Below are 21,132 nucleotides of genomic sequence, written 5' to 3' on the forward strand. Positions count from 1 at the left end.
AGATCATGCGCCGCATCCTGCGCAAGATTGCCGAGAACGAGTTTGGCAATCTCGGTGACACGTCTACACTGGCTGACCCGGGCGTCGTCGACGACCTGATCGCAAACCGGAAGAATCGATGAAACGTGTTTTAGCGCTTGCCTCCACCACCGCCATGCTGGGTCTGTCAGCCTGTGCGACCGAGACGATACCCATGTGCCGCGCGCCGATGAGCTACGAGATGGCAGCCTTCTCGGCGATTATCAGCCATAGCGAGACCGCCGTCGCAGACGCGATGGCGCCGGGCGCCCTGCAAAACGCCTTTATCTCGCGTGACCCGATGGTGCGCAGTCATGTCTGGGGCGCCGACGGCAATACGCGCGGCACGGTAACCGGCATGCTCAGCCAGCCGCCGCTGTGCATCTTCGATGATCCGGGTTTCGTTGCGACGGAGGCCGCGCGCCAGATCCTGGTCTATCCGCAGCGCGCTCATGACCGGGTCGCCCCGCCCGTGGAAACTCCGCTCCTCGACGCGCCCCTGCCCTGGGGCACCTATCGCGGCGACTACATGACCTGCCGTTTCGAACAGACCGCGACCGGCTGGAAGCTGGCCGACCTGTGCGGCTATCGGATGCCCGGTTCCCCGGTTGCTACGGGCTGAATGAAATGCGGGGTCCGGGCCGGTCTTTTCGACCTCGCCCGAACCCCGCGCCTGAGACGACCAACCGTCATCAGCTCATCGAATGCCTAGTCCTCGAATTCCATCAGTTTCATCGGTGCCCTGAGTTCGGCCGTCAGGCGGTCATAGGCCGGCAGGGTCAGGAATTCGGCGAACTCCGTCGACAGGACCAACTCGGTAAGGACTTCCGCAGCCGAACGGATACGATCGCACAGCTCGGTCTGGTCCGGCACCTCGTCCTGGATCGCGGCGCAAATGTCCTCGATCTTGTTTTCCAGCATCGGACCGGTGAGCGCCGTGCCTTCAACTGTGGACCGGTCATAGGTTCGCCACTGCCAGAGCTGGGCCCGGGCGATCTCGGCGGTCGCCGCATCCTCCATCAGATTGCGGATCGGCACCGCACCGCGACCCCCGAGCCAGGCGGCGATATAGCGGATGGCGACATCGATATTGTCGTCCACACCGGCATCGGTGATCACGCCTTCCGGGGCCTCGAGCAATTGCTGGGTGGTCACCGGACGGTCATGAGGGTCGGCCGGTCGCGCAAGCTGGTTGGGCCCCTTCATATGCGCGTCGAAGACCTCCATCGCCACCGGCACCAGGTCCGGGTGGGCGACCCAGGTGCCGTCATGGCCATTCTTCACTTCGCGCAACTTGTCCTCACGGACCTTCTCCGTCGCGGCGGCATTGGCGTCCGGGTCATTCTTGACCGGGATGAAGGCCGACATGCCGCCCATCGCGTGGGCGCCACGGCGGTGACAGACCGCCACCACGCGCCGGGAATAGGCCGCCATGAAGGGCACGCTCATCGTCACCGCGGAGCGATCCGGCAGGACATGGTCGGGTCGTGACTTCAGACGTTTGATATAGCTGAAGATATAGTCCCAACGGCCACAATTGAGGCCGACGATATGGTCTTTCAACTCGTACAGGATCTCGTCCAGCTCGAAAGCGGCTGGCAGGGTCTCGATCAACACGGTCGCGCGCAGCGTACCGCGCTCCAGGCCCAGCTCGTCCTCGGCATGCTGGAGCACAAGGCTCCACAAGCGCGCTTCCAGACGGCTTTCCAGCTTCGGCAGGTAGAAATACGGCGCCGTGCCGCGTTCCTTCAGGGCCGCGTGATTGTGGAAGACATAAAGGCCGAAATCGAACAGAGAGCCGGAAATGGCTTGACCATTCACCTGGACGTGGCGCTCATCAAGATGCCAGCCACGCGGCCGCACGATCAGGACTGCCGCATCATCCTTGACCTGGTAGCGCTTGTTATTCTTCGGGTCGGTGAAATCAATCTCGCGCAAATTGGCATCGCGCAAATTGATCTGCCCTTCGACCAGGTTTGACCAGAGCGGCGCCGTGGCGTCCTCGAAATCGGCCATGAAACACTTGGCGCCGGAATTGAGCGCATTGACGACCATTTTGCGATCCACCGGACCGGTGATCTCGACGCGACGATCTTGCAGGTCGGCCGGAGCCGGGCGCACTTTCCACTCACCCGAGCGGATATCGACGGTCTCGTGCGGGAACATCAGCAAGGCGCCCTGGTCGAGCTCGGCCTGGCGTTCCTTGCGGTAGCGCAGCAGGGACTGGCGGCGCTTTTCGAAACGGCGGTGCAGGCCGGCCAGGAAGCCGAGGGCTTCATGGCTGAGAATATCGCGATAGCCGGGCTCGAGATGGCCGAGGACTTCGACGCCGGAGGGGGCAATGAGGGTCATGTCATTCTCCTGTTGCTGGAGACAAGACCGGGGTGCGTTCGGAGGGACCGCACCCCGGCAAAGGCAGTGAGTAAGGCGCTACTCGGCTGCGAACTGGGCCGACTCGGTGGACTCGCCCATGGCGGTCGTCGACGCCTTGCCGCCGGAGATCGCCAGCGAGACCTTGTCGAAATAGCCGGTGCCGACTTCGCGCTGGTGGCGCGTCGCGGTGTAGCCATCGACCTCGGAGGCAAATTCGGCTTGCTGCAGCTCGGAATAAGCGCCCATGCCGCGGGATTTGTAGCCGCGCGCCAGTTCGAACATGCCGTGGTTGAGCTGGTGGAAACCGGCGAGGGTCACGAACTGGAACTTGTAGCCCATGGCGCCGAGTTCCTGCTGGTAGGTCTCGATCGTGGCCTTGTCCAGATTGGCTTCCCAATTGAAGGATGGCGAGCAGTTATAGGCCATCATCTTGCCCGGGAACTCCTTCTGGATCGCCTCGGCGAAGCGGCGTGCCTCGTCCAGGTTCGGCTTGGAGGTTTCCCACCACAGGAGGTCGGCAATCTTGGCATAGGCCAGGCCGCGCTTGATGCAATGATCAACGCCAACGCCTTCTTTCAGGCGGAAGAAGCCTTCCGGCGTGCGGCCCGCGTCGAAGTCGATGAATTCATGGTCGCGCTCGTCGATGTCGGAATTGATCAGATTGGCCGATTCCGCATCCGTCCGGGCCACGGTGATGGTGGAAACACCCATCACGTCGGCGGCGAGACGGGCCGCGGCGAGATTGCGCTCATGCTGGCTGGTGGGGATCAGGACCTTGCCGCCCAGATGGCCACACTTCTTCTCGGCTGCGACCTGGTCTTCGAAGTGGACGCCGGCGGCGCCGGCCTCGATGAAGGCCTTCATGATCTCAAAGCAATTCAGCGTGCCACCAAAACCGGCTTCCGCATCGGCCACGATCGGAGCGAACCAGTCACGGCTGGATTCGCCAGTCTCGGAGACCTCGATCTGATCGGCGCGCTGCAGCGCACGATTGATCTTCTTGGCCAGTTCCGGCGCCGAATTGGCCGGGTAGAGCGACTGGTCCGGATACATCGTGCCGGCGGTGTTGGCGTCCGCAGCAACCTGCCAACCGGACAGGTAGATCGCTTTCAGACCGGCGCGAACCATCTGCATGGCCTGGTTGCCCGAGAGTGCGCCCAGCGCATTGATGTAGGGCTCGGTCTTGAGCAATTCCCACAGCTTGTTGGCACCGCGTTCGGCCAGGGTCTGGCTGATGGTGACGGAGCCCCGCAGCTTTTGCACATCTTCGGGCGAGTAAGGGCGCTCGATCCCGTTGAAACGATCATCGGCCGTATTGGGGACCAGTTCCGCAAAAGTCGTCATTTTTATCTCCGTTCCGGCTCGGCCGGTTCTGGGTGATCAGGATTGCCCCAAAACTGTCAAACGGAACGGTGGGTGTCGATATCGCTTTTCCTATAAAGAGGTTTGCGTGTAAGTTACATACATTGTGCGACTGTAACTTTGTAAATTTTGGTACAAGCATGAGTGACAACCAGGCCTTCGAAAAGATCTTTGCCGGCGCGCGCCTGCGCCGCCTGCGACGCGAGCGCGGCATGACCCAGGCCGAGGCGGCGGAAGCCCTAGGCCTGTCAGCCAGCTATCTCAACCTGCTTGAGCGCAATCAACGCCCGGTGACGGCCCGCGTCCTCCTCGCCCTCGCCGATGCCTTTGATGTCGATGTGCGCAGCTTTGCCAATGAGAGCGACCGGCAATTGATCGCCGACCTCACTGAGGCGGCAGCCGACCCGGTACTTTCCGGCCTCGAGCTCGACCGGATGGAGCTCAATGAGCTGGCCGACAGTCAGCCGCGCGCCGCCGAGGCTCTCACCCGCCTGTTCCAGTCCTATCGGGAAATGGCAACCGCCACTGCCGATCTTGCCACCCGCATGTCCGGCCCCGGCGCGACGACCGGTGGCCCCGGCGCCATTCTGGAATCAGTCCGCAACGCCATTGACGCCCATCACAATCATTTCCCGGAACTGGAAGAGGCCGCCGAAACCTTGTGTGAACGCGCCGGCCTGCGCAGCCGCAATCGTGACAAGGCCCTGGCCACTTATCTGCAGGACCAGCATGGTTTCACCGTGCGGGTGCTTGATGAGGACGTCATGGCCGGCGCGCGCCGCCGACTGGATTTCCACGGTCGGCGTCTGCTGTTGTCCGAAACCATCGCGCCCGCATCGCGGGGCTTCCACATCGCCGTGGTCCTGGCCTCGTTGGAGCAGGCCGAGCTGCTGGATCGCCTGTGCGACCGGATTTCCCTGCCCTCAGCCGAGGGGCGGCGCCTCCTGCGCATCGGCCTGGCCAATTACTTCGCCGGCGCCGTGCAGATGCCCTACGCCGCTTTCCACACGGTCGCCGAAGGCAGTCGCTATCACCTGGGCGTGCTGCAACGGCGTTTCGAGGTCAGCTATGAACAGGCCTGCCATCGCCTGACCACGCTGCAGCGGCCGGGCGCGCGTGGCCTGCCCTTTTTCATGATCCGGGTCGATGCGGCGGGCAATGTCTCCAAACGCTTTGGCGGCGGCATCATGCCCTTTGCCCGGGCCGGCGGTGGCTGCCCGAAATGGAATCTCTACGACGCCCTGCGCCTGCCCGAGCGCATTCTGGCCCAGGCCTTCGAACTGCCCGACGGCACCCGCATGCTGTCGCTCGCCCGCGGCCAGTCAACGCAAGGCCCCACGGGCCAACCACCGACCCTGCATGCCATCGCGCTGGGTTGTGACTGGGACAATGCCGGCAAGGTCGCTCATGCCGACGGGATGAGCGACACCATCCCCGCCGCGATCGGCCTCGCCTGCCGCCTGTGCGACCGCGAGGACTGCGCCCAGCGCGCCTTCCCACCCCTCAACCGCAAACTCACCATGGACCCGCACCAGCTGCGGGCGTCGCCTTATGCGTTCGGGCAGGATTGAATTCGCGGCCATCGAAACGTTCTGATCGGAAGCGCTGCGCGCGCTCCGCCATGGCCCCCTTGCCGCTGGCCAAGCTGCCTCACCGCTCCTATATTCATTTTGAATATCTCGGAGCGCAAACATGGCATCGACCAGCCTGTCCCTCGGTCCCCATTGGGAATCCTATATCCGCGAAGAGGTGGCGAGTGGCCGCTATGGAACGGCCAGCGAAGTCGTGCGGGCAGCCCTGCGGGAGCTGGAGGGCCGCGGCGCGCGACTTGCCGCCCTGCAACGCCATGTCCGTGAAGGGCTTGGCGAGGCGGACCAGGAATCCTTCGTAGATGATTACGACATCGAGACGATCATCGCCGAGGCCGGGCGAGAGGCATGACACTCCGGGTGCGGCTTACGCCGCGCGCTGTTGCTGATATCAAGGCCATCGCTCGCTACACCACAAAGAATTGGGGCCATGCGCAGTGTCAGAGTTATTTGCGCAGCCTGGACGATCGCATCAGATGGCTTGCCGAACACCCGCCTTCCGGACGCGCACGCAACGACATCGCCGACAATTCGCGTTCATACCGCCACAACGCGCATATCGTTTTCTATCGCATCAGTCCCAACGGAATGGATGTCCTCGCGGTCGTCCATGGCGCCATGGATATCGATGGAGTCTGACCCAGCCCCCCCAAAAGAAAAGGGCCCCGCATGATGCGGAGCCCCAGTCCGGGATACAGTGGTGTGAGGCAGCCGGCCTACTCGGCCAGCCCACCGACGGCATGCACATAGGCGGTTCGCACGTCCTGGTGCTTGATGGTGTCGAGCTCCTTGGCGATTTCCTCGTCCTGCTTGGCGAGGGCGTCGAGATCCTGATCGGCATAGTGCAAGACGCCCATATCGGCGTAAGCGGCCTGAATCTTCGGACCCCACAGGCCGATATCCTTGACCACCGGAACGATGCGCTGGAACAGCAATGTGCGGAAAAGCTTGTTCATTTCTGACTGCTCGGCCCAGGCCACACATTCCTCAACCGGCAAGCCCATGACTTCATAGACTTCCCGTGCCTGGAAGCGATCACGCATGTGGTAGCAGGCCTCGACGAGGAATTCCTCACGTTCGGCGCGCTCGGCATCGGTGAGGTGCGGATAGTAATCGCGCAGGGACAGGCGACCAAAGGCGACATGGCGCGCCTCGTCTTCCATCACATAGGCATTGACCATCTTGGCAAGCGGGTTCTGGGCGATATCGCGGATCGTGCCAAAGGCGGCCAGGGCCAGGCCCTCAATGACAACCTGCATGGCCAGATAGGTGAAGTCCCAGCGGCTGTCGCGCAGGGCCTGATCGACCAGCTGGCGCAGCGGTTCGGTCATCGGATAGGCGACGCCGAATTTCTGCATCAGCTTCTTGTAGGCCTCGACATGGCGGGCCTCGTCCATCACCTGGGTCGCGGCGTAGAATTTCGCGTCCAGATCCGGCACCGATTCGACGATCTTGGCGGCACAGATCAGCGCGGCCTGCTCGCCCTGCATGAATTGCGAGATATTCCAGGCCTGGGCGTGACGACGGAACTCGATCCGTTCCTTCTTCGTCATCTTCTCCCACATCGGGGAGCCGTGGAGCGCGATGCCCTCGTCAGGCAGCTGCATCGGATTTTCGGGGTCGAGCTCGAGGGTCCAGTCAATGCGGTTGACCGCATCCCACTGCATGTCCTTGCCCTTTTGATACAGGTGCATGAGGGTCGAGCGACCTTCATCATACTCGAAGTCAAAAGTGGCGTTGAACTGTTCCGGAATCGACCAGTGCCTGTCGATATCCGGCATTGGATAGAGATCGCGAAGCGATGCCATGGCGCGTTTCCTCCCCAGGAGCGACCAAACGTGTCTCGTGCGGGTGCGTTTATCGCACACAGCGCTTTGGTGAACAACGTTCACAACACAAACGTGAGTCATATTCCTGTTTTTGGCAAGGGGGAATCGGCAACCGGTTTTGAGAAAATGAAGCAGGCCCTACTCGGCGGCTTCTGCCGTTTCGGCCTCTTCCGCCTGGCGCGCCTTCCAGCGGGCGAGGATCTGGGTCGAGGTTTCGCGGGAACCGTCCGGCGACCATCCGGGCGGGGCGAGCAGGTAAAGGGCGGCGTGCCGGATTGATTTGGCACCGGCCATGTCCCGCACGATCGCCAGCCATTCGTGGAAGCAGACCTTGATGGGGTTGTAGGTGCCGAGATTCTTCACGATGCCATAGCGGCAGGGCTCCGACTCCAGCTCCGCCTGGAAGGTCCCGAACATCTTGTCCCAGATGATGAAGATGCCGGCGTAATTGCGATCGAGATAGAGCGGGTTGGTGGCGTGGTGGACCCGATGGTGGGACGGGGTGTTGAAGACCGCTTCAAACCAGGCCGGGCACTTCTTGATCGCCTCGGTGTGGATCCAGAACTGGTAGATCAGGTTGAGCGCGCCGACGAAGGCGACCAGGGCGGGGTGGAAGCCGAGAAAGACCATGGCCGAACCCAGCCACAGGAATTTCAGCGTGAAGGGGCTGATCCAGGGCTGTCGCAGGGCCGTGGTCAGATTGTAGTGCTGGGACGAGTGATGGACCACATGATCGGCCCAGAACCAGCGCACGGTATGGGCGAAACGATGCGACCAGTAATACAGGAAATCATCAAGGAAGATCGCAACAACCCAGACCCACCAGGCGAAGGAAATATCCATCAGCCGGTGCTCATAGACGAAGACCGACCAGCCTCCCAGCAGCAGGCCGAAAATGATGCTGGAGACATTATTGCCCAACCCCATGATCAGACTGGCAGCGGTGTCGCGCGTCTCGAACCGGGTCTTCCCGGTCAGGCGCGCATGAATCATCTCGGCGAAGACGGAGATGGTGAAAAAGGGAATCGCCAGGGTGATGGGGTTCCAGGTTTCGACAAAAGCCGGCACGTCCATGCTCAGGTCCTCTCCGGTCCGGCCAGCGCGGACAGCCTGTCTTTCCAGGCGCTGGCGGTCTCGGCTGTTTCAAATTCAAGATGGGCTGGGGCGAAGACGAAATCATTCAGACGCACGCGCAGGCCGGTCTCCCCTTCCGCGCTGACCTCGCGGATCATGCCCGGCGTCAGATAGCGGATCACGAAGTCACTGCCTCGCGCAACAAGAAGACCGAGGCAATCGCCGGCGCGCGAGACGACCAGGGCGCCCTGCCCGTCCTTTGCCAGAACCGCATCCGCCGCCTCGAAGCCAACGCGGTCCGCATCAAGCCTTGCCGCCGCCTCGTCGATATCGGCGAGGCGTGCCTTCGGACTGATTCCAAGGCTCGCATTGACAAAGACCATGGCGCTGACGCCGAGGATGGACCCGAGCAGAAGCAGGGCAATTCCCATGACAGACTCCGTGTCACACGAAAACGGGCGGGACCCAAAAGGTCCCGCCCGCCATCATACGCTTATTTGAACGCTGTTCACTAGCCGCGAACACGCAGGGTGATGCCGTAGGTCTGCGGATCACCCGGATAGGCGTTGTAGCTGGTGCCCAGATAACCAACCGACGGGAAGCCACCCTTGGTGTAGTTCTCGTCAAAGATGTTCCGGCCCCAGACCTGCAGTGCCCAGGCACCGTCATCGGCACCGAGGGTAATGGAGGCATTATAGAGCTGGAAACCGTCCTGGTTGGCGAAAGGACGCGGGTCCTGACTGGTCGTGTGACCGAACTCGGAGACGTGGTTCATTTCACCGCGCCAGGACATTTCCATGCCCTCGCCGACCGGATGGGTATAGGTCGCGGTCATTGCGCCGAGGAATTCCGAGTTGCCGCGATCACGACCGGACAGGTCGTTGAACAAGGCCGTCACGCCAGCGCCATTGGTGCGCTCGGCACCCGGGACACACAACGCGAAGTTCGGATCGGTCGCATCGAAGCTGTCCGGGCAAGGCGCATAGAGATACTCGCCATACTTGCTGTCGAACAGATAGGTGAAACCACCGGTGATCAGAAGGTTGTCGGACGGCGCCCACTGACCTTCGAATTCGAGACCGGAGACCTCGATGGACCCGGCATTCTCAAGTGCGAAGCCATTGCCGACGAAGTTGTTGGTCTGGAAGTCGGTCACTTCCTGGTTGAAATACGCCATGGCGTAGACAAAGCGACCATCGTCAAACGAGCCCTTGGCACCGATTTCAAAGCTCTCAGCCGTTTCTTCCTCGAACTCGAACACGCCGGTGAAGGCAGCATTGGTCGAGACGTTGAAACCGCCCGGCTTGAAGCCCGTGGCATAGCTCGCATAGACGTTGAACGTATCCGACACGTCATAGGACAGGATGATATTGCCCGAGAAATTGGTGTCGTTCCGCGAGGTCGGGAAATTGCCCGCATTGACCGGCGGGAAGTTCTGGAAGGCCGTGAAGCCAAGCAGCGGGTTCAGGGCCGGATTGGCGGCCTGAGCATCGGTCAATGGCGTGGTTGGCGAGATGCCGAGCGCCAGAAGCGTGTTCAGCAGGGTCGGATCCCCACCGAGGGCCTCGGCCTGGGCCTGACCAAAGAGGATGGACGGCACCAGGTAAGCACAGGCATCGCCACCGACCACTCCAAACAGAACCGGATCACAGGTCCCCGGCGTGACGAGGCGCAGGTCTTGGGCCAGGTCCACGAAAGAGAAGGCCGACATCGGATCCGGCTGGTTGATCGCCGTCGTCATGTCCTTGTCTTCGTCGGAATAGCGACCACCCAGTGTCACCGTGAACTGGTCGGTGACGTGCCAGTCAAATTGACCGAAGGCCGACCAGGCATTGGTGTTGTACTGATAGCTCTCCGAGATCAGACCATGCTGGGTCGAGATGAAACCTTCAGCCGGAGTCGTCGGCAGGGCGCCATTACCCGAAGCGAGCGGCACGAAAGCACCCACGCCGGCGGCCTGGTTCATATCGAGGAAGATTTCCAGCAGCGAGACGCCGCCTGTACCTGCCGGCAAGCCGAAGGACGCGACGAGATCAGCCACTGTCCCGGCCGAAGCCGCATCGAAGAAGGTGCGGGCGTCGGCGCCATAAGGCGTCGCATTGTCGTAGTTCAGCTCGTTATTGTAGTAAAAACCACCGACCATCCAGTCGACCATATTGTCGCCGGTCGAGGTCAGGCGGAATTCCTGCGTGAAGCTGTCATACTGGTTCTGGATGCTGCGCAGGCTGACCAGGTCAAGGTCAGAGAAGTCAGCGTCGAACAGCTGGTCCTCGTCATAATTCCGGAATGCGGTGATCGAGGTGAAGGTGAAGCCGTCGAAATCATGCTCGACCTGGGCCGAGATGCCTTGCGTGACCAGCTCGGTGTTGAGACCGCCATCGATCGCAATCCGGTCGCCGCCATTCGGGTCGGCCGGCACAGCAGTGCCGCCAAGACCAACAAGGGCCCCGAGGTCGATCGGATCATAGAAGGCGAACGGAGCCGCACAGCAATTTTCGTTGATGTCGCCCCAGTCGGCGATGATGCGCACTTCGGTGTTGTCGCTCGGATTGAAGAGCAGCTGACCCCGGAAGCTCATCCGGTCGCGATTATTGGCCTCACGGCCGTCCACGACGTCGATATAGCCGTCATTCTGGTGCACATTGCCGTCGAGACGGAAGGCCATATTGTCGCTGATCGGCCCGGTCACCGTGCCGCGCGCCTGGCGCATGCCGTAATTTCCGACCGTCACTTCACCGGCGTAATTGAAATCAAAGTCCGGTGCCTGCGTGATGACGCTGACAACACCGGCCGGCGTGTTGCGGCCGAAGATGGTGGACTGCGGGCCACGAATGACCTCGACGCGCTCAACCGACATCAGGTCGTTGATCGCGGAACCCGAACGCGGGCGATAGACGCCATCGATGAAGACACCGACGGACGGCTCGAGGCCCGGGTTGAAGCTCGAAGTACCGATGCCGCGCAAATTGAATTCGGTATTGGTCGAGGTCGCGAACTCGGCAACGCGCAGTGAAGGCACCAGCGTCTGGAGGTCCGCGGCGTCGCGGATTTGCGACTGCTCGATTTGTGCGCCGGTGACGACAGCAACGGAAACCGGTGTGTCCTGAAGCGTCTGCTCGCGCTTCTGGGACGTCACGGTAATCACGTCGACCTGTGCCATTGCGCTACCCGCAAAAAGCCCGGTCAGAATTGCTGTCGTGCCCATCGCGACAGCTTTGGAAAACATTTTCATTGGAATTTCTCCCCTGTGGCGCGGTTTTATTAGCCAACCATTCCGCGCATCTGCCCAATATATGAACACCGCTCGACACCTCTGTCAGCCGGTTTATCCCGAGACAGCAAAAATCATGCCCGGCCTGATGCACGGATACCTCACCCAGTGATTTGAATTTCGAGCGGAAATCTCACCCTTTTCTCCTGTCCCAACTCTGATACCTTGTTTAGTGAACAGCGTTCAAATCGCTGTCATGGGGAGAGAAATGAAGAAATTTATCATTGGCTTAGTCGCCATTTTGGCGCTACTCGCATTGTCGGCCGCCGGCTGGTTCTACCGCCCCTGGTCGGACTATTCACCGGCGGAAATCCAGGCGGCGACGCAGCCAGACCACCTCGTGGAAACATTTTCGAACATGGGGGAGGTTTTCCCCTATCGCGCGATCAATCCATCCGAATCGGCCACCTATCTGGGGAGAAACCTTCAGCAGGTTTCCGTTGGTTACCGCTTCGGCGACGCTGATCGCACGGTCGAAGACTGGATGGCCGACAGCGACACGACCGGCCTGATGGTATTGCACAATGGCGAGGTCGTGCATGAAACCTACCGTCTCGGTGCCGATGCCGCCACGCGTCACACCTCCTGGTCCGTTGGCAAGAGTTTCGTCGCGACCCTGATCGCCATGGCAATGCAGGATGGCCGGATCGCCAATCTCGACCAGAGCGCTGAAATGTTCGCGCCGCAATATGGCGGCAGCGATTACGGCGACACCACGCTGCGTCACCTTCTCATGATGTCGGCGGGCATGGATTTCGAGGAAGATTACAACGCTCCGAATTCAGACATTCGCCGGCTTTTCCTCGGTGCCAATATATACGGTCAGAACATCGATCGGCTGGTCGGCGAGATCGAGCGCGATCGCACGGCCGGTGAAGACCTTCATTATGTCAGCGCCAACACGCAGGTTCTCTCTGCCGTCGTGCGCGGCGTCTATAACGACACGCTCGCCAGCATCGTCGAGGAGCGCATCTGGACGCCGCTTGGCATGACCGGGGATGCGTACTGGAACCAGAATATTCCCGGCGAGAACGGGATGGCGATCGGCTATTGCTGCCTCAATGCCACATTGGAGGACTATGCCCGTTTCGGTCAGTTCTACCTTCAGGATGGCGTCTGGGGTGGTGAGCGTCTGCTCCCTGAAGGCTGGGTCAATCAAGCCACCCGACCCAATGCGCCATTCCAGGAGGCCGGACCGGATTCAGTCTATGCCCATCGCGGCTATGGCCTGCATTTCTGGGTGCCGGACAATCATGACGGCGAATACTTCATGGCGGGCGTTTACGGTCAATATGTCTGGGTCGATGAGCGCCGCAACATCGTGATCGCGCGCACCGCGGCCGACACGGAATGGGGTGGCCGGACCGAGGAATCCATCATCGCCATGCGCGCCCTCGCCGCCCATTACGGCGATCCGATCACAGCCAACACTGATGTCGATATGGAGGCTGAAGATGAGCAGGGCTGATTTCGATTACATCATCTGTGGCGCAGGCTCGGCCGGCTGCACGGTTGCCGAACGCCTGTCGCGGGACCCGTCTGTTTCGGTTCTCGTCCTGGAGGCCGGCGGCAGTGACAATTCTCCGATCATCCGCACGCCGATGCTGCTGCAGTACGCGGTCACCGGTGAGCAGTTCAACTGGGGCTATTGGACCGAACCGCAAGAACACCTGAATGACCGGGTTCTGCACTGGCCCCGTGGCAAAACGCTGGGCGGCTCCTCCTCCATCAACGCCATGCATTACATGCGCGGTGCGCCGGAGAATTACGACGAGTGGGAGCGCGAATATGGCGCCGAGGGCTGGGGCTGGGAGACGGCCCTGCCCGCCTTCAAGGAGGTCCAGCACCAGACCCGCGGCGAAAGCGAGCTGCACGGAAGCGGGGGCCCGCTCTGGGTTCAGGACATCGAACCGCTCAACCCGCTGACCCAGGACTTCCTGAAAGCCGCGGATCAGCTGCAATACAAGCGCAATGACGACTTCAACGGACCGCAACAGGAAGGTTTTGGCCCCTACCAGGTCACCCAGCGCGGGCACAAACGCTGTTCCGCCGCGGATGCCTTTCTCCGCCCGGCACTGGAGCGCGAGAATTGTTCGGTTCAGACCGGTGCACTGGTGCGCCGTGTGGTCATCGATGGCGGGCGAGCGACCGGCGTCGAAGTCGAGATTGAAGGCGAGGTTCGCACCCTCAACGCCAACAAGGAAGTCATCCTGTCCGGCGGTGCGATCAACTCACCCCAGACCCTGCTCCTGTCCGGCATTGGCCCGGCTGACGAGCTTCGTGCGGCCGGCGTCAGTGTCGAGCATGACCTTCCCGGTGTAGGCAAGAACCTGCAGGATCATCTCGATGTGACGGCCCAGGTCTGGACCAATTCGGCGACGTCGATCGGCAATTCCGTCCGCTCCCTGCCGCATCATATGTATATGGTCAGCCGCTGGGCCCTGCGCGGTGACGGTCCGTTCACCGTCAATCCGGTCCAGGGGGGCGCTTTCATCAAGTCCGCCTTTGCCGAAGACCTGCCCGATCTGCAGCTGGTCTTCATTCCCGCCATCTCCAACCCGCACGGGATGGAGAAGACACGCGGACACGGCATCACGCTTCATGTCTGCCAGCTCTATCCCAAGAGCCGCGGCGAGATCACGCTGAAAAGCACCGATCCCAGCGCGCATCCGGCGATCCAGCCGAACTATCTGGCCGAGGAGTTTGATCTCGACGTGCTCACCGATGGCCTGGCCAAGGTCCGTGATATTCTCAACGCCCCGGCTTTCGACCATGATCGCAAGGAAGAACGCTATCCCGGAGCGGATATCACCACCATGTCGCAACTGCGCGATGATGTCCGGGCACGGGCGGAGACGCTCTATCACCCGACGTCGACCTGTGCGATGGGTTCCGGCGATCTGGCTGTCACCGACAGTCGTTGCCGGGTCAAGGGGATCAACGGGCTGCGCGTGGTCGACGCGTCGGTCATGCCGCGCCTTGTCGGTGGCAACACCAATGCCCCAACCATCATGGTCGCGACCCGAGCGGCCGCCATGATTGCTGAAGACAATTCCTGAGGAGGCTCTGATGAGTGAAGCTGAAGCCAAACAGATCGAACGCATGAAAGCCCTCCTGACCGCCCAGAAGGCGGCCTTCCGGGCCGAGCGCCACCGTCCGCTCGACAAGCGAAAGGCGGATCTGGACCGGGTTGCCGATCTTTGTCGCAAACATGCGGATGCCATCGCCGAAGCGATCAGCCGTGATTTCGGCAATCGGGCCAAGCAGGAAAGCGTGATCGCCGAGATCGCCTTCGTCATCCAGGACGCCCGGCATGCCAAGAAACATCTGGGCAAATGGTCCAAGCCGCGCAGGGTCGGCGTGCCGATGACCCTGATGCCGGGCTCGGCCATGATCCGGCGTGAGCCCAAGGGCGTGGTCGGCATTGTGTCGCCGTGGAACTACCCCTTCCAACTTGCGATGGCGCCCCTGATTGCAGCCCTGGCAGCCGGCTGTCGGGCCATGATCAAGCCGTCGGAATACACGCCGGCCATGGCTGAGCTGATGAAGACATTGCTCGCCGAAGCCTTCGAGGAAGATCACGTCACCGTCATTACCGGCGGTCCGGCGGTTGGAGAGGCTTTCACCAAAATGACGTTCGACCATCTCTTCTACACCGGCTCGACCCAGGTCGGCCGGCTGGTTGCGATGGCAGCGGCGGAAAACCTGGTGCCGGTCACGCTGGAACTGGGCGGCAAATCGCCGGCTATCGTGACGCCAGGCTATCCGACGGATTCAGCGGCCAAGTCGATCGGCTGGGGCAAGCTTTTCAATGCCGGCCAGACCTGTGTCGCACCGGATTACGTGCTGACACCGAAAGGCACGGAAAGCGCGCTCGGCGAAGCGATCATCAAGGTCGCAGCCCACCAGTTCGAGGATGCGGCCACCGACGATTCCTACACGGCCATCGTCTCGGACCGCCACTATGCGCGCCTCAATGACATGATCGAAGAGGCCCGGGCCGGGGGCGCAGAAATCCTCCAGCCCGAGCATGATGCGGACGCCGCCAAGGCCGCGCGCAAGATCCCGCCGACCGTGGTGCTCAATCCTCCGGCTGATTGTCGTCTGATGACCGAGGAAATCTTCGGGCCCATCCTGCCGATCAACGGCTATACGGAGCTGGACGCGGCGACCGAATATGTCGCGGATCACGACCACCCGCTGGCGCTCTATGTCTATTCGACCGACAAGACCCAGGCTGACCGGGTGCTCGACAATACACAGTCGGGCGGCGTCGGCGTGAATATCAACCTGCTCCATCTTTCGGTCCCCGACTTGCCCTTTGGCGGGATCGGTGCATCCGGACAGGGCGCCTATCATGGCGAGGCTGGCTTCATGACATTCAGCCATGAACGCTCCGTCTTCCGCACCGGTAAATGGCACCCGTCGCGGCTGCTTGCTCCGCCCTATGGCAAGATGTACGAGAGCGTAGCCAAGAAGCAGATGAAATAGGGGTTTCATGACCGGACAACTCGCGGGCAAGCGTGCCCTGATCACCGGCTCCAGCCATGGCGTCGGCCTCGCCGCCGCGCACATGTTTGCCGCCCAGGGTGCTGAAGTCGTGTTGCACGGAAATCAGAACATGGCGGACGCAGACCAGGCCGTCCAAGCCATCGGCCCGGCGGCGCTCGGCGCAATCCAGGCCGACCTGTCACAACCCGGGGCTGGGCGTGATCTCTATGACGCCGCCCTGCACATGGCGTCCGGTCGTCTGGACATCATCATCAACAATGCCGGCATCCACTGGGCCAGCCCGCTCGACTCGTCGGATGCCGACTGGGAGCGCAATTGGGCGACCACGCTGCAGGTCAATCTGATGGCGGTGGCCGATATCTGCCGGGCTGCAATCCCGGAAATGGTGGCGTCCGGTGGCGGTTCGATCGTCAATATTGCAAGCCGGGCCGGTTATCGTGGGGAAGACCGCGAACACATGGCCTATGGTGCGTCCAAGGGGGCCCTGCTCTCACTGACCAAGACCATCGCCCGGCAATGGGGCGGTGACCATGTCTATGCCTATGCCCTGGCTCCCGGCTGGATCGATACGCGCATGGGGCCGCAGCATGAAGCAGATCGCGCCCGTGCGAAGGCAGAAATCCCGATCGGCGACCTCGCCCAGCCAGACGAGATCGCGGCCATGTGCGCCTTCCTCGCCTCCGGCGCCTGCCGCAGCGCCACCGGCAGCTGCATTGATATCAATGGTGCGAGCTATGTGCGCTAGCATTGTCGCACCCGCGATCACGCCCATCCCGCATGCCCCGCAGGACGGCTCGGACTGCCAATATGTCCTCCCGAGGACAGGCCTTCACCGGGTCCGGTCCTGAACCGAAAGAGCGCAAGCCTATCGAATATGAGACCGTGCGGGGTTGTGTGTGCGGGTTCGCGCAGGCAGTAAGGGCCCCGAGCGTCATTGCAGGCAGCCCGCCGGGCTGGCGCTTCACAGTCTCAAGGAAGACAATAGTTTGAAAAACTACGCAAATCCGAGCTTCGCCGACCGAAATAAGAACGCAGCTGAAGCCAAGAAAAAGCTTCTGGAAAAATTCAAGGCCAAGCCAGCCCTCGACGATCCGCAGCGCGCCGCCAAGCGCGCAGAGCGCGTGGCCGCCGCAAAGGCTCGCGAAGCGCGTCGTATTGAACGCGAACGCGTGAAGGCCGAAGCCGAGGCCCGCAAGCTCGCCGAACAGGCTGAAGCCGAAGCCGCCGCCCTCGTCGCCGAAAAAGCCGCCGCCGACGCGCTCGTCGCAGAAGCCGCCGCCAAGAAAGCCGAACGCGACCAGCGCTACGCCGCCCGCAAAGCACGCAAACGCTAAGGATCGCGCTGACATAAGTCGTGGGATCAGGGCATGGACCCGCGGTCCATGCCCCGACTTTCTACTCCGCCGCCAGCGCCTGCTGGCCCGCGCGGTAAACCGTGCCCGGCATGGCGCCGGTGAGCCTGCCCTCTTCCATCACCACCTCGCCGGCCACAATAGTCGCCGTGTAGCCCGTGGCGCCCTGCAGCAGGCGCTGACCGCCGGCGGGCAGATCGCGCTCCATGTGGGGCGGCTCCATCTGCAGGCGGTCGAGATCGATGATGTTGAGGTCGGCCTTCAGCCCCTCACGCAAATATCCGCGATCATTCATGCCCATATAGTCGGCCTGGGCGCCGGTCAGCATGCGAACCACGCGGGGCAGGTCCAGCTTGCGGCCACGTTTGCGGTCGCGGGTCCAGTGGGTGAGCAGATAGGTCGGCATCGAGGCATCGCAGACCGTGCCCACATGCGCCCCGCCATCGGACAGGCCATAAAGCGCCTGAGGATGTTCCATCATCTTGAGCACATTGTCGTAATTGAGCTCGGTATAGTTATAGAGCGGCAAATAGATCAGCTCATGGCCGTCGCGCTCCAGCAAGGTGTCATAGATCATCTCCATCAGGGAGACGCCTTTCTCCCGGGCCCGCGCCGCAAGGGAATTCTCGCCTGATTGTTCGTAATCCGGCGGATTGCCGAGCTGGAAGAATTTCTCGGCCACGAACTCGATATGCTCCATCAGCATGTCGGCCAGTGGCGGAACTGACGAGCCGGGCCCAGACAGCTTGTCTGTCGTCTCTGACAGGATCTGCGCCTTGAAGTCCGGTGCCATCATCCGCGCGACGCGATCGGCCAGTGGCAGGTCCGCGATCGTCTTGTAGCTGGGATAGCCCATGAAGGGATGGAAGGTGCAATTGAAGCCAAGGAAGACACCAATCGCGCGCGGGGCGACCTGCATGCGCGCATCAACGCCCTCATCCTTCAGCTTCTCGGTTCGGGCAATCAGCTTGAGCCACTGGTCCGGCGCGAAATCGCGCTGCATGAGCGAGAAGGAGAATGGCCGGCCGGACGCCTTTGCATAGTCGGCAATGATGCTCCACTCATCGTCGAAATCCTGTTCACCCCGTTCCAGATTGAAGTCCGACACGGCCTGCACGACCCCGAAATCAAGGCCGTCAAAGGCCTGGGCGATTCCGGTCAATTCCTCACGCGTGGACTCCGAAGACGGCGTCCATTCGCCATCGGCGGTCTTGTGGACATCCGAACGCCCGGTCGCGAAACCGACCGCGCCGGCCTCGAGCGCCTCGCGGGTCAGGCGGCGCATCTCGGCGATATCGGCATCATTGGCCGGCTCGGAATGAACAGCCCGATCACCCATCACGTAAACGCGCAGCGGGTCATGCGGGACCATGGCCGCGATATCGATGGTCCGCGGGATCTTCGCCAGTGCATCAAGATAATCCGGGAAGCTCTCCCAGTCCCAGGTCAGCCCCTCATGCAGGGCCGTACCGGGAATGTCCTCGACGCCTTCCATCAACTTGATCAGCTTGTCGTGATCGGCCTCGCGCACCGGCGCAAAGCCGACCCCGCAATTGCCCATCACGGCAGTGGTGACGCCATGATCGATCGAAGGCCGAAGCTGACCGTCCCAGCTGGCCTGGCCGTCATAATGGGTGTGAATGTCGATGAAACCCGGCGTGACCAGCTTGCCGCCGGCCTCCAGCGTGCGCTCGGCCGGACCGAGATCTGTGCCAATCGCGGCGATCCGCCCGTCCTTGATGGCGATGTCGGCGTGAACCGCTTCACCGCCCGTCCCGTCATGGATTTCGCCGCCCGTAATCTTGAGATCGTACATCGATGCCTCCCGTCAGGTTTCACGCTCTTTGGCGTTTGCCCCGAGTTTCCGCGAATCGGACCAGCGGAACAAGCCCGCGAGCAGCGAGCCACCGATCAGGTGCCAGATACTCCAGACCCCGATAATGGCGGCAGCGCCGCCGACGCCGTCGAACTGGCTGAGCAGGATGACCAGGCCAAGGCCGGCATTCTGGATCCCGACCTCGAAGGTCAGGGACCGTCGCCGGGCGCCCTCCATCCCCATGGCGCGGCCGCTCAGCCAGCCAAGTCCGAAAGCCGCACTGTTGTGAAGAATGACGATCGGGATAACGACCGCTCCGGCTGCCAGGAAAACCGGCCAGTTCTGGACGATACCGACCAGGACCAGAAGCGCTATGCAGGCCAGGCCCACCGGGCCGAGAACACGACTCATGCGCTCTGCCATGGCAGGTTTCCAGGCATTGAGCGCCATGCCGAGCGCCAGGGGCACCGCCAGAAGGACTGCGGTCTGGGCAAAGAAAGGCAGGGGATCGACGTGCAACGCCTCAACAAGCGCATCAACGGGCGGGTACAAGCTCGACCAGAGCAGAATCGAGACCGGCGTCATCACCGCCGCGGAGACGCTCGATATCGCCGTCAAAGTCACCGAATAGGCCGTGTTTCCACCGGCCGCGCGCGTCAACACATTGGAGATATTGCCGCCCGGGCAGCTGGCGACGACCAGCATGCCGAGGGCAATGCTCGCCGGCGGTGAGATCAGCAGGATCAGCCCCAGGGTCAGAAGCGGCAAACCGATCAATTGGGCCGCGACGCCACCAAGCACCCGCAAAGGCTGACGGCGTACAAGGACAAAATCCGTCAGCCTCAGCGACAAGGCGACCGAGAACATCATCACAAAGAGAATGAAAGCAATCCCCAGCCGCGACTGGTCATCAACTATTACCTGTAATTGGTCTATCGCGGCGACGTCCATAAATTCCTGCCCTGTCAATAACTTGTCAGATTAACCAAAAGTCGAAACACCGCCTCAGAGGCCGGCTAACCAGTTGTCATGTCAACATGAGGGGTCGCCAAATTCATCTCAGCCTGTATCCTGTGATCGGACATTTACGTGCGCCGTGGACACCGTTCCACACCCTTGCGCGTAAGGATTGATCGCACAACATCTGGCCGTGGGGGCCGGTTGGAGCGATTGGTTTGGATTTTTTGTATGAGCACGCCGCACGGGCAGCGGCCAGGTTTTTGGGGGACCGGGAATGGGTCGGAAACGTTTTGATGAAATGTCGTGCGCGATCGCGCAGACTTTGAATCAGGTGGGCGATTGGTGGACGCTCCTGATCGTGCGGGACGCCATGAAGGGCGCGCGCCGGTTCAGTGATTTTCACGAGAGCACCGGCATTGCCAAAAACATCCTGACTGACCGACTCAACAAGCTGGTCGAGAACGGCATCATGGCACGCGAGGAAGTCGGTGTCCGTGGACAGCGTCAGGAATATGTCCTGACCGAGCGCGGCGAGGCGCTTTTCCCCATCCTCATGGCGATGCAGCAATGGGGCGACAAATGGGTGTATGGCGATGACGGGCTTCCGCTGGAAGTCTATGACGCCCGGACCGGCGAACAGCTCGCACCGATGAGTGTGGCCAATCAGAGCGGCGAGGAAGTCACCCATCGGGACATCGCCGGGCGTGACCCGCGCGGACCTTCCATTCGCGAAGCCGGCTAGCCCCTTGGGGCAGACCCGGTCAGCACACGCCTGACCCCCGTTTCCGGATCTGACGGCGACCCAATCGCTGACGGTGACTGTAGCTGTGCGAGCCTCAGCGCGGTGCAGCGCCCGTCGGCGAGCCCGACTACGAGCCCGTCTGCGTTCCTGACGGCGCTGCCAGCATCCCCTTTCACGCGAAATTCTCGGACACATGTATTGAGACAGGCGAATTCGCCGCCTATGGTCATACCG

18 protein-coding genes are annotated in these 21,132 nt (G+C 61.8%); 10 read left to right on the top strand and 8 right to left on the bottom strand.

What is annotated here, in order from left to right; genetic code table 11:
- Positions 1 to 118: 118 nt before the first annotated feature.
- On the top strand, positions 119 to 640 hold the full coding sequence (locus tag JXQ94_RS04800; RefSeq protein ID WP_421922673.1) for a hypothetical protein: 522 nt from the start codon (positions 119 to 121) through the stop codon (positions 638 to 640).
- A gap of 86 nt (positions 641 to 726) precedes the next feature.
- On the opposite strand, the gene aceB is transcribed toward JXQ94_RS04800, so the two are convergent.
- Complete coding sequence (gene aceB / locus JXQ94_RS04805) at positions 727 to 2,370, bottom strand: malate synthase A (RefSeq protein ID WP_421922674.1); 1,644 nt, start codon at positions 2,368 to 2,370, stop codon at positions 727 to 729.
- Positions 2,371 to 2,448: 78 nt separating this feature from the next.
- On the bottom strand, positions 2,449 to 3,735 hold the full coding sequence (aceA, locus tag JXQ94_RS04810; RefSeq protein WP_421922675.1) for an isocitrate lyase: 1,287 nt from the start codon (positions 3,733 to 3,735) through the stop codon (positions 2,449 to 2,451).
- 158 nt (positions 3,736 to 3,893) lie between these two features.
- Here aceA and JXQ94_RS04815 point away from each other — a divergent pair, with 158 nt between their 5' ends.
- From JXQ94_RS04815 to JXQ94_RS04825, 3 genes are all read left to right on the top strand, one after another.
- A complete protein-coding gene (locus JXQ94_RS04815; RefSeq protein WP_421922676.1) occupies positions 3,894 to 5,324 on the top strand; it encodes a helix-turn-helix domain-containing protein in 1,431 nt (476 codons plus the stop codon).
- Positions 5,325 to 5,445: 121 nt separating this feature from the next.
- A complete protein-coding gene (locus tag JXQ94_RS04820; protein ID WP_421922677.1) occupies positions 5,446 to 5,694 on the top strand; it encodes a type II toxin-antitoxin system ParD family antitoxin in 249 nt (82 codons plus the stop codon).
- Positions 5,691 to 5,981 carry a type II toxin-antitoxin system RelE/ParE family toxin gene (locus tag JXQ94_RS04825; protein ID WP_421922678.1) on the top strand — a complete coding sequence of 97 codons (291 nt, stop codon included), beginning with the start codon at positions 5,691 to 5,693 and terminating at the stop codon, positions 5,979 to 5,981. The genes JXQ94_RS04820 and JXQ94_RS04825 overlap by 4 nt, the downstream gene beginning before the upstream one ends.
- Before the next feature lie 77 nt (positions 5,982 to 6,058).
- Here JXQ94_RS04825 and JXQ94_RS04830 read toward each other — a convergent pair whose 3' ends face one another.
- From JXQ94_RS04830 to JXQ94_RS04845, 4 genes are all read right to left on the bottom strand, one after another.
- Positions 6,059 to 7,150, bottom strand: a complete 1,092-nt coding sequence (locus tag JXQ94_RS04830; RefSeq protein WP_421922679.1) for a ferritin-like domain-containing protein — start codon at positions 7,148 to 7,150, stop codon at positions 6,059 to 6,061.
- 159 nt (positions 7,151 to 7,309) lie between these two features.
- Complete coding sequence (locus JXQ94_RS04835) at positions 7,310 to 8,245, bottom strand: sterol desaturase family protein (protein WP_421922680.1); 936 nt, start codon at positions 8,243 to 8,245, stop codon at positions 7,310 to 7,312.
- 2 nt (positions 8,246 to 8,247) lie between these two features.
- Entirely contained in the window at positions 8,248 to 8,676 is a 429-nt protein-coding gene (locus tag JXQ94_RS04840) for a hypothetical protein (protein WP_421922681.1), read from the bottom strand.
- Positions 8,677 to 8,756: 80 nt separating this feature from the next.
- A complete protein-coding gene (locus JXQ94_RS04845) occupies positions 8,757 to 11,477 on the bottom strand; it encodes a TonB-dependent receptor (protein WP_421922682.1) in 2,721 nt (906 codons plus the stop codon).
- A gap of 247 nt (positions 11,478 to 11,724) precedes the next feature.
- On the opposite strand from JXQ94_RS04845, the gene JXQ94_RS04850 reads away from it, so the two are divergent.
- The 5 genes from JXQ94_RS04850 to JXQ94_RS04870 all read left to right on the top strand — a co-directional run bounded on the left by JXQ94_RS04850 (position 11,725) and on the right by JXQ94_RS04870 (position 17,362).
- Positions 11,725 to 12,984: a serine hydrolase domain-containing protein gene (locus JXQ94_RS04850; protein WP_421922683.1), complete on the top strand. Its 1,260-nt coding sequence runs from the start codon at positions 11,725 to 11,727 to the stop codon at positions 12,982 to 12,984.
- Entirely contained in the window at positions 12,971 to 14,575 is a 1,605-nt protein-coding gene (locus JXQ94_RS04855; protein ID WP_421922684.1) for a GMC family oxidoreductase, read from the top strand. The genes JXQ94_RS04850 and JXQ94_RS04855 overlap by 14 nt, the downstream gene beginning before the upstream one ends.
- 10 nt (positions 14,576 to 14,585) lie before the next feature.
- The gene (locus JXQ94_RS04860; protein ID WP_421922685.1) at positions 14,586 to 16,007 is read left to right on the top strand and encodes a coniferyl aldehyde dehydrogenase; all 1,422 of its coding nucleotides are present in this window, start codon (positions 14,586 to 14,588) and stop codon (positions 16,005 to 16,007) included.
- A 7-nt stretch (positions 16,008 to 16,014) separates the two neighbouring features.
- Complete coding sequence (locus JXQ94_RS04865) at positions 16,015 to 16,773, top strand: SDR family NAD(P)-dependent oxidoreductase (protein WP_421922686.1); 759 nt, start codon at positions 16,015 to 16,017, stop codon at positions 16,771 to 16,773.
- Positions 16,774 to 17,014: 241 nt separating this feature from the next.
- Complete coding sequence (locus JXQ94_RS04870; RefSeq protein ID WP_421922687.1) at positions 17,015 to 17,362, top strand: DUF6481 family protein; 348 nt, start codon at positions 17,015 to 17,017, stop codon at positions 17,360 to 17,362.
- 61 nt (positions 17,363 to 17,423) lie between these two features.
- Here the strand turns inward: JXQ94_RS04870 and JXQ94_RS04875 are convergent, their stop codons facing one another.
- Positions 17,424 to 19,196, bottom strand: coding sequence for an N-acyl-D-amino-acid deacylase family protein (locus JXQ94_RS04875; protein ID WP_421922688.1), 1,773 nt, complete (start codon positions 19,194 to 19,196; stop codon positions 17,424 to 17,426).
- Between the two features lie 12 nt (positions 19,197 to 19,208).
- Positions 19,209 to 20,147 (bottom strand): bile acid:sodium symporter family protein, encoded by a 939-nt coding sequence (locus JXQ94_RS04880; RefSeq protein ID WP_421922689.1) that lies wholly within the window; start codon positions 20,145 to 20,147, stop codon positions 19,209 to 19,211.
- 283 nt (positions 20,148 to 20,430) lie between these two features.
- Here JXQ94_RS04880 and JXQ94_RS04885 point away from each other — a divergent pair, with 283 nt between their 5' ends.
- The gene (locus tag JXQ94_RS04885; protein WP_421922691.1) at positions 20,431 to 20,898 is read left to right on the top strand and encodes a winged helix-turn-helix transcriptional regulator; all 468 of its coding nucleotides are present in this window, start codon (positions 20,431 to 20,433) and stop codon (positions 20,896 to 20,898) included.
- Positions 20,899 to 21,132: the final 234 nt, after the last annotated feature.

Origin of the sequence: Maricaulis maris, from assembly GCF_049116555.1 — a bacterium.
Lineage (GTDB): Bacteria > Pseudomonadota > Alphaproteobacteria > Caulobacterales > Maricaulaceae > Maricaulis > Maricaulis maris_C.

Excerpts from the sequence above, each read along its gene's own strand:
- JXQ94_RS04850 (WP_421922683.1), top strand. The coding sequence starts at position 11,725 with ATGAAGAAATTTATCATTGGCTTAGTCGCCATTTTGGCGCTACTCGCA.
- JXQ94_RS04860 (WP_421922685.1), top strand. The coding sequence starts at position 14,586 with ATGAGTGAAGCTGAAGCCAAACAGATCGAACGCATGAAAGCCCTCCTG.
- JXQ94_RS04825 (WP_421922678.1), top strand. The coding sequence starts at position 5,691 with ATGACACTCCGGGTGCGGCTTACGCCGCGCGCTGTTGCTGATATCAAG.
- JXQ94_RS04840 (WP_421922681.1), bottom strand. The coding sequence starts at position 8,676 with ATGGGAATTGCCCTGCTTCTGCTCGGGTCCATCCTCGGCGTCAGCGCC.
- JXQ94_RS04885 (WP_421922691.1), top strand. The coding sequence starts at position 20,431 with ATGGGTCGGAAACGTTTTGATGAAATGTCGTGCGCGATCGCGCAGACT.
- JXQ94_RS04815 (WP_421922676.1), top strand. The coding sequence starts at position 3,894 with ATGAGTGACAACCAGGCCTTCGAAAAGATCTTTGCCGGCGCGCGCCTG.
- JXQ94_RS04880 (WP_421922689.1), bottom strand. The coding sequence starts at position 20,147 with ATGGACGTCGCCGCGATAGACCAATTACAGGTAATAGTTGATGACCAG.
- JXQ94_RS04845 (WP_421922682.1), bottom strand. The coding sequence starts at position 11,477 with ATGAAAATGTTTTCCAAAGCTGTCGCGATGGGCACGACAGCAATTCTG.
- JXQ94_RS04830 (WP_421922679.1), bottom strand. The coding sequence starts at position 7,150 with ATGGCATCGCTTCGCGATCTCTATCCAATGCCGGATATCGACAGGCAC.
- aceB (WP_421922674.1), bottom strand. The coding sequence starts at position 2,370 with ATGACCCTCATTGCCCCCTCCGGCGTCGAAGTCCTCGGCCATCTCGAG.
- aceA (WP_421922675.1), bottom strand. The coding sequence starts at position 3,735 with ATGACGACTTTTGCGGAACTGGTCCCCAATACGGCCGATGATCGTTTC.
- JXQ94_RS04820 (WP_421922677.1), top strand. The coding sequence starts at position 5,446 with ATGGCATCGACCAGCCTGTCCCTCGGTCCCCATTGGGAATCCTATATC.
- JXQ94_RS04800 (WP_421922673.1), top strand. The coding sequence starts at position 119 with ATGAAACGTGTTTTAGCGCTTGCCTCCACCACCGCCATGCTGGGTCTG.
- JXQ94_RS04855 (WP_421922684.1), top strand. The coding sequence starts at position 12,971 with ATGAGCAGGGCTGATTTCGATTACATCATCTGTGGCGCAGGCTCGGCC.
- JXQ94_RS04835 (WP_421922680.1), bottom strand. The coding sequence starts at position 8,245 with ATGGACGTGCCGGCTTTTGTCGAAACCTGGAACCCCATCACCCTGGCG.
- JXQ94_RS04875 (WP_421922688.1), bottom strand. The coding sequence starts at position 19,196 with ATGTACGATCTCAAGATTACGGGCGGCGAAATCCATGACGGGACGGGC.
- JXQ94_RS04865 (WP_421922686.1), top strand. The coding sequence starts at position 16,015 with ATGACCGGACAACTCGCGGGCAAGCGTGCCCTGATCACCGGCTCCAGC.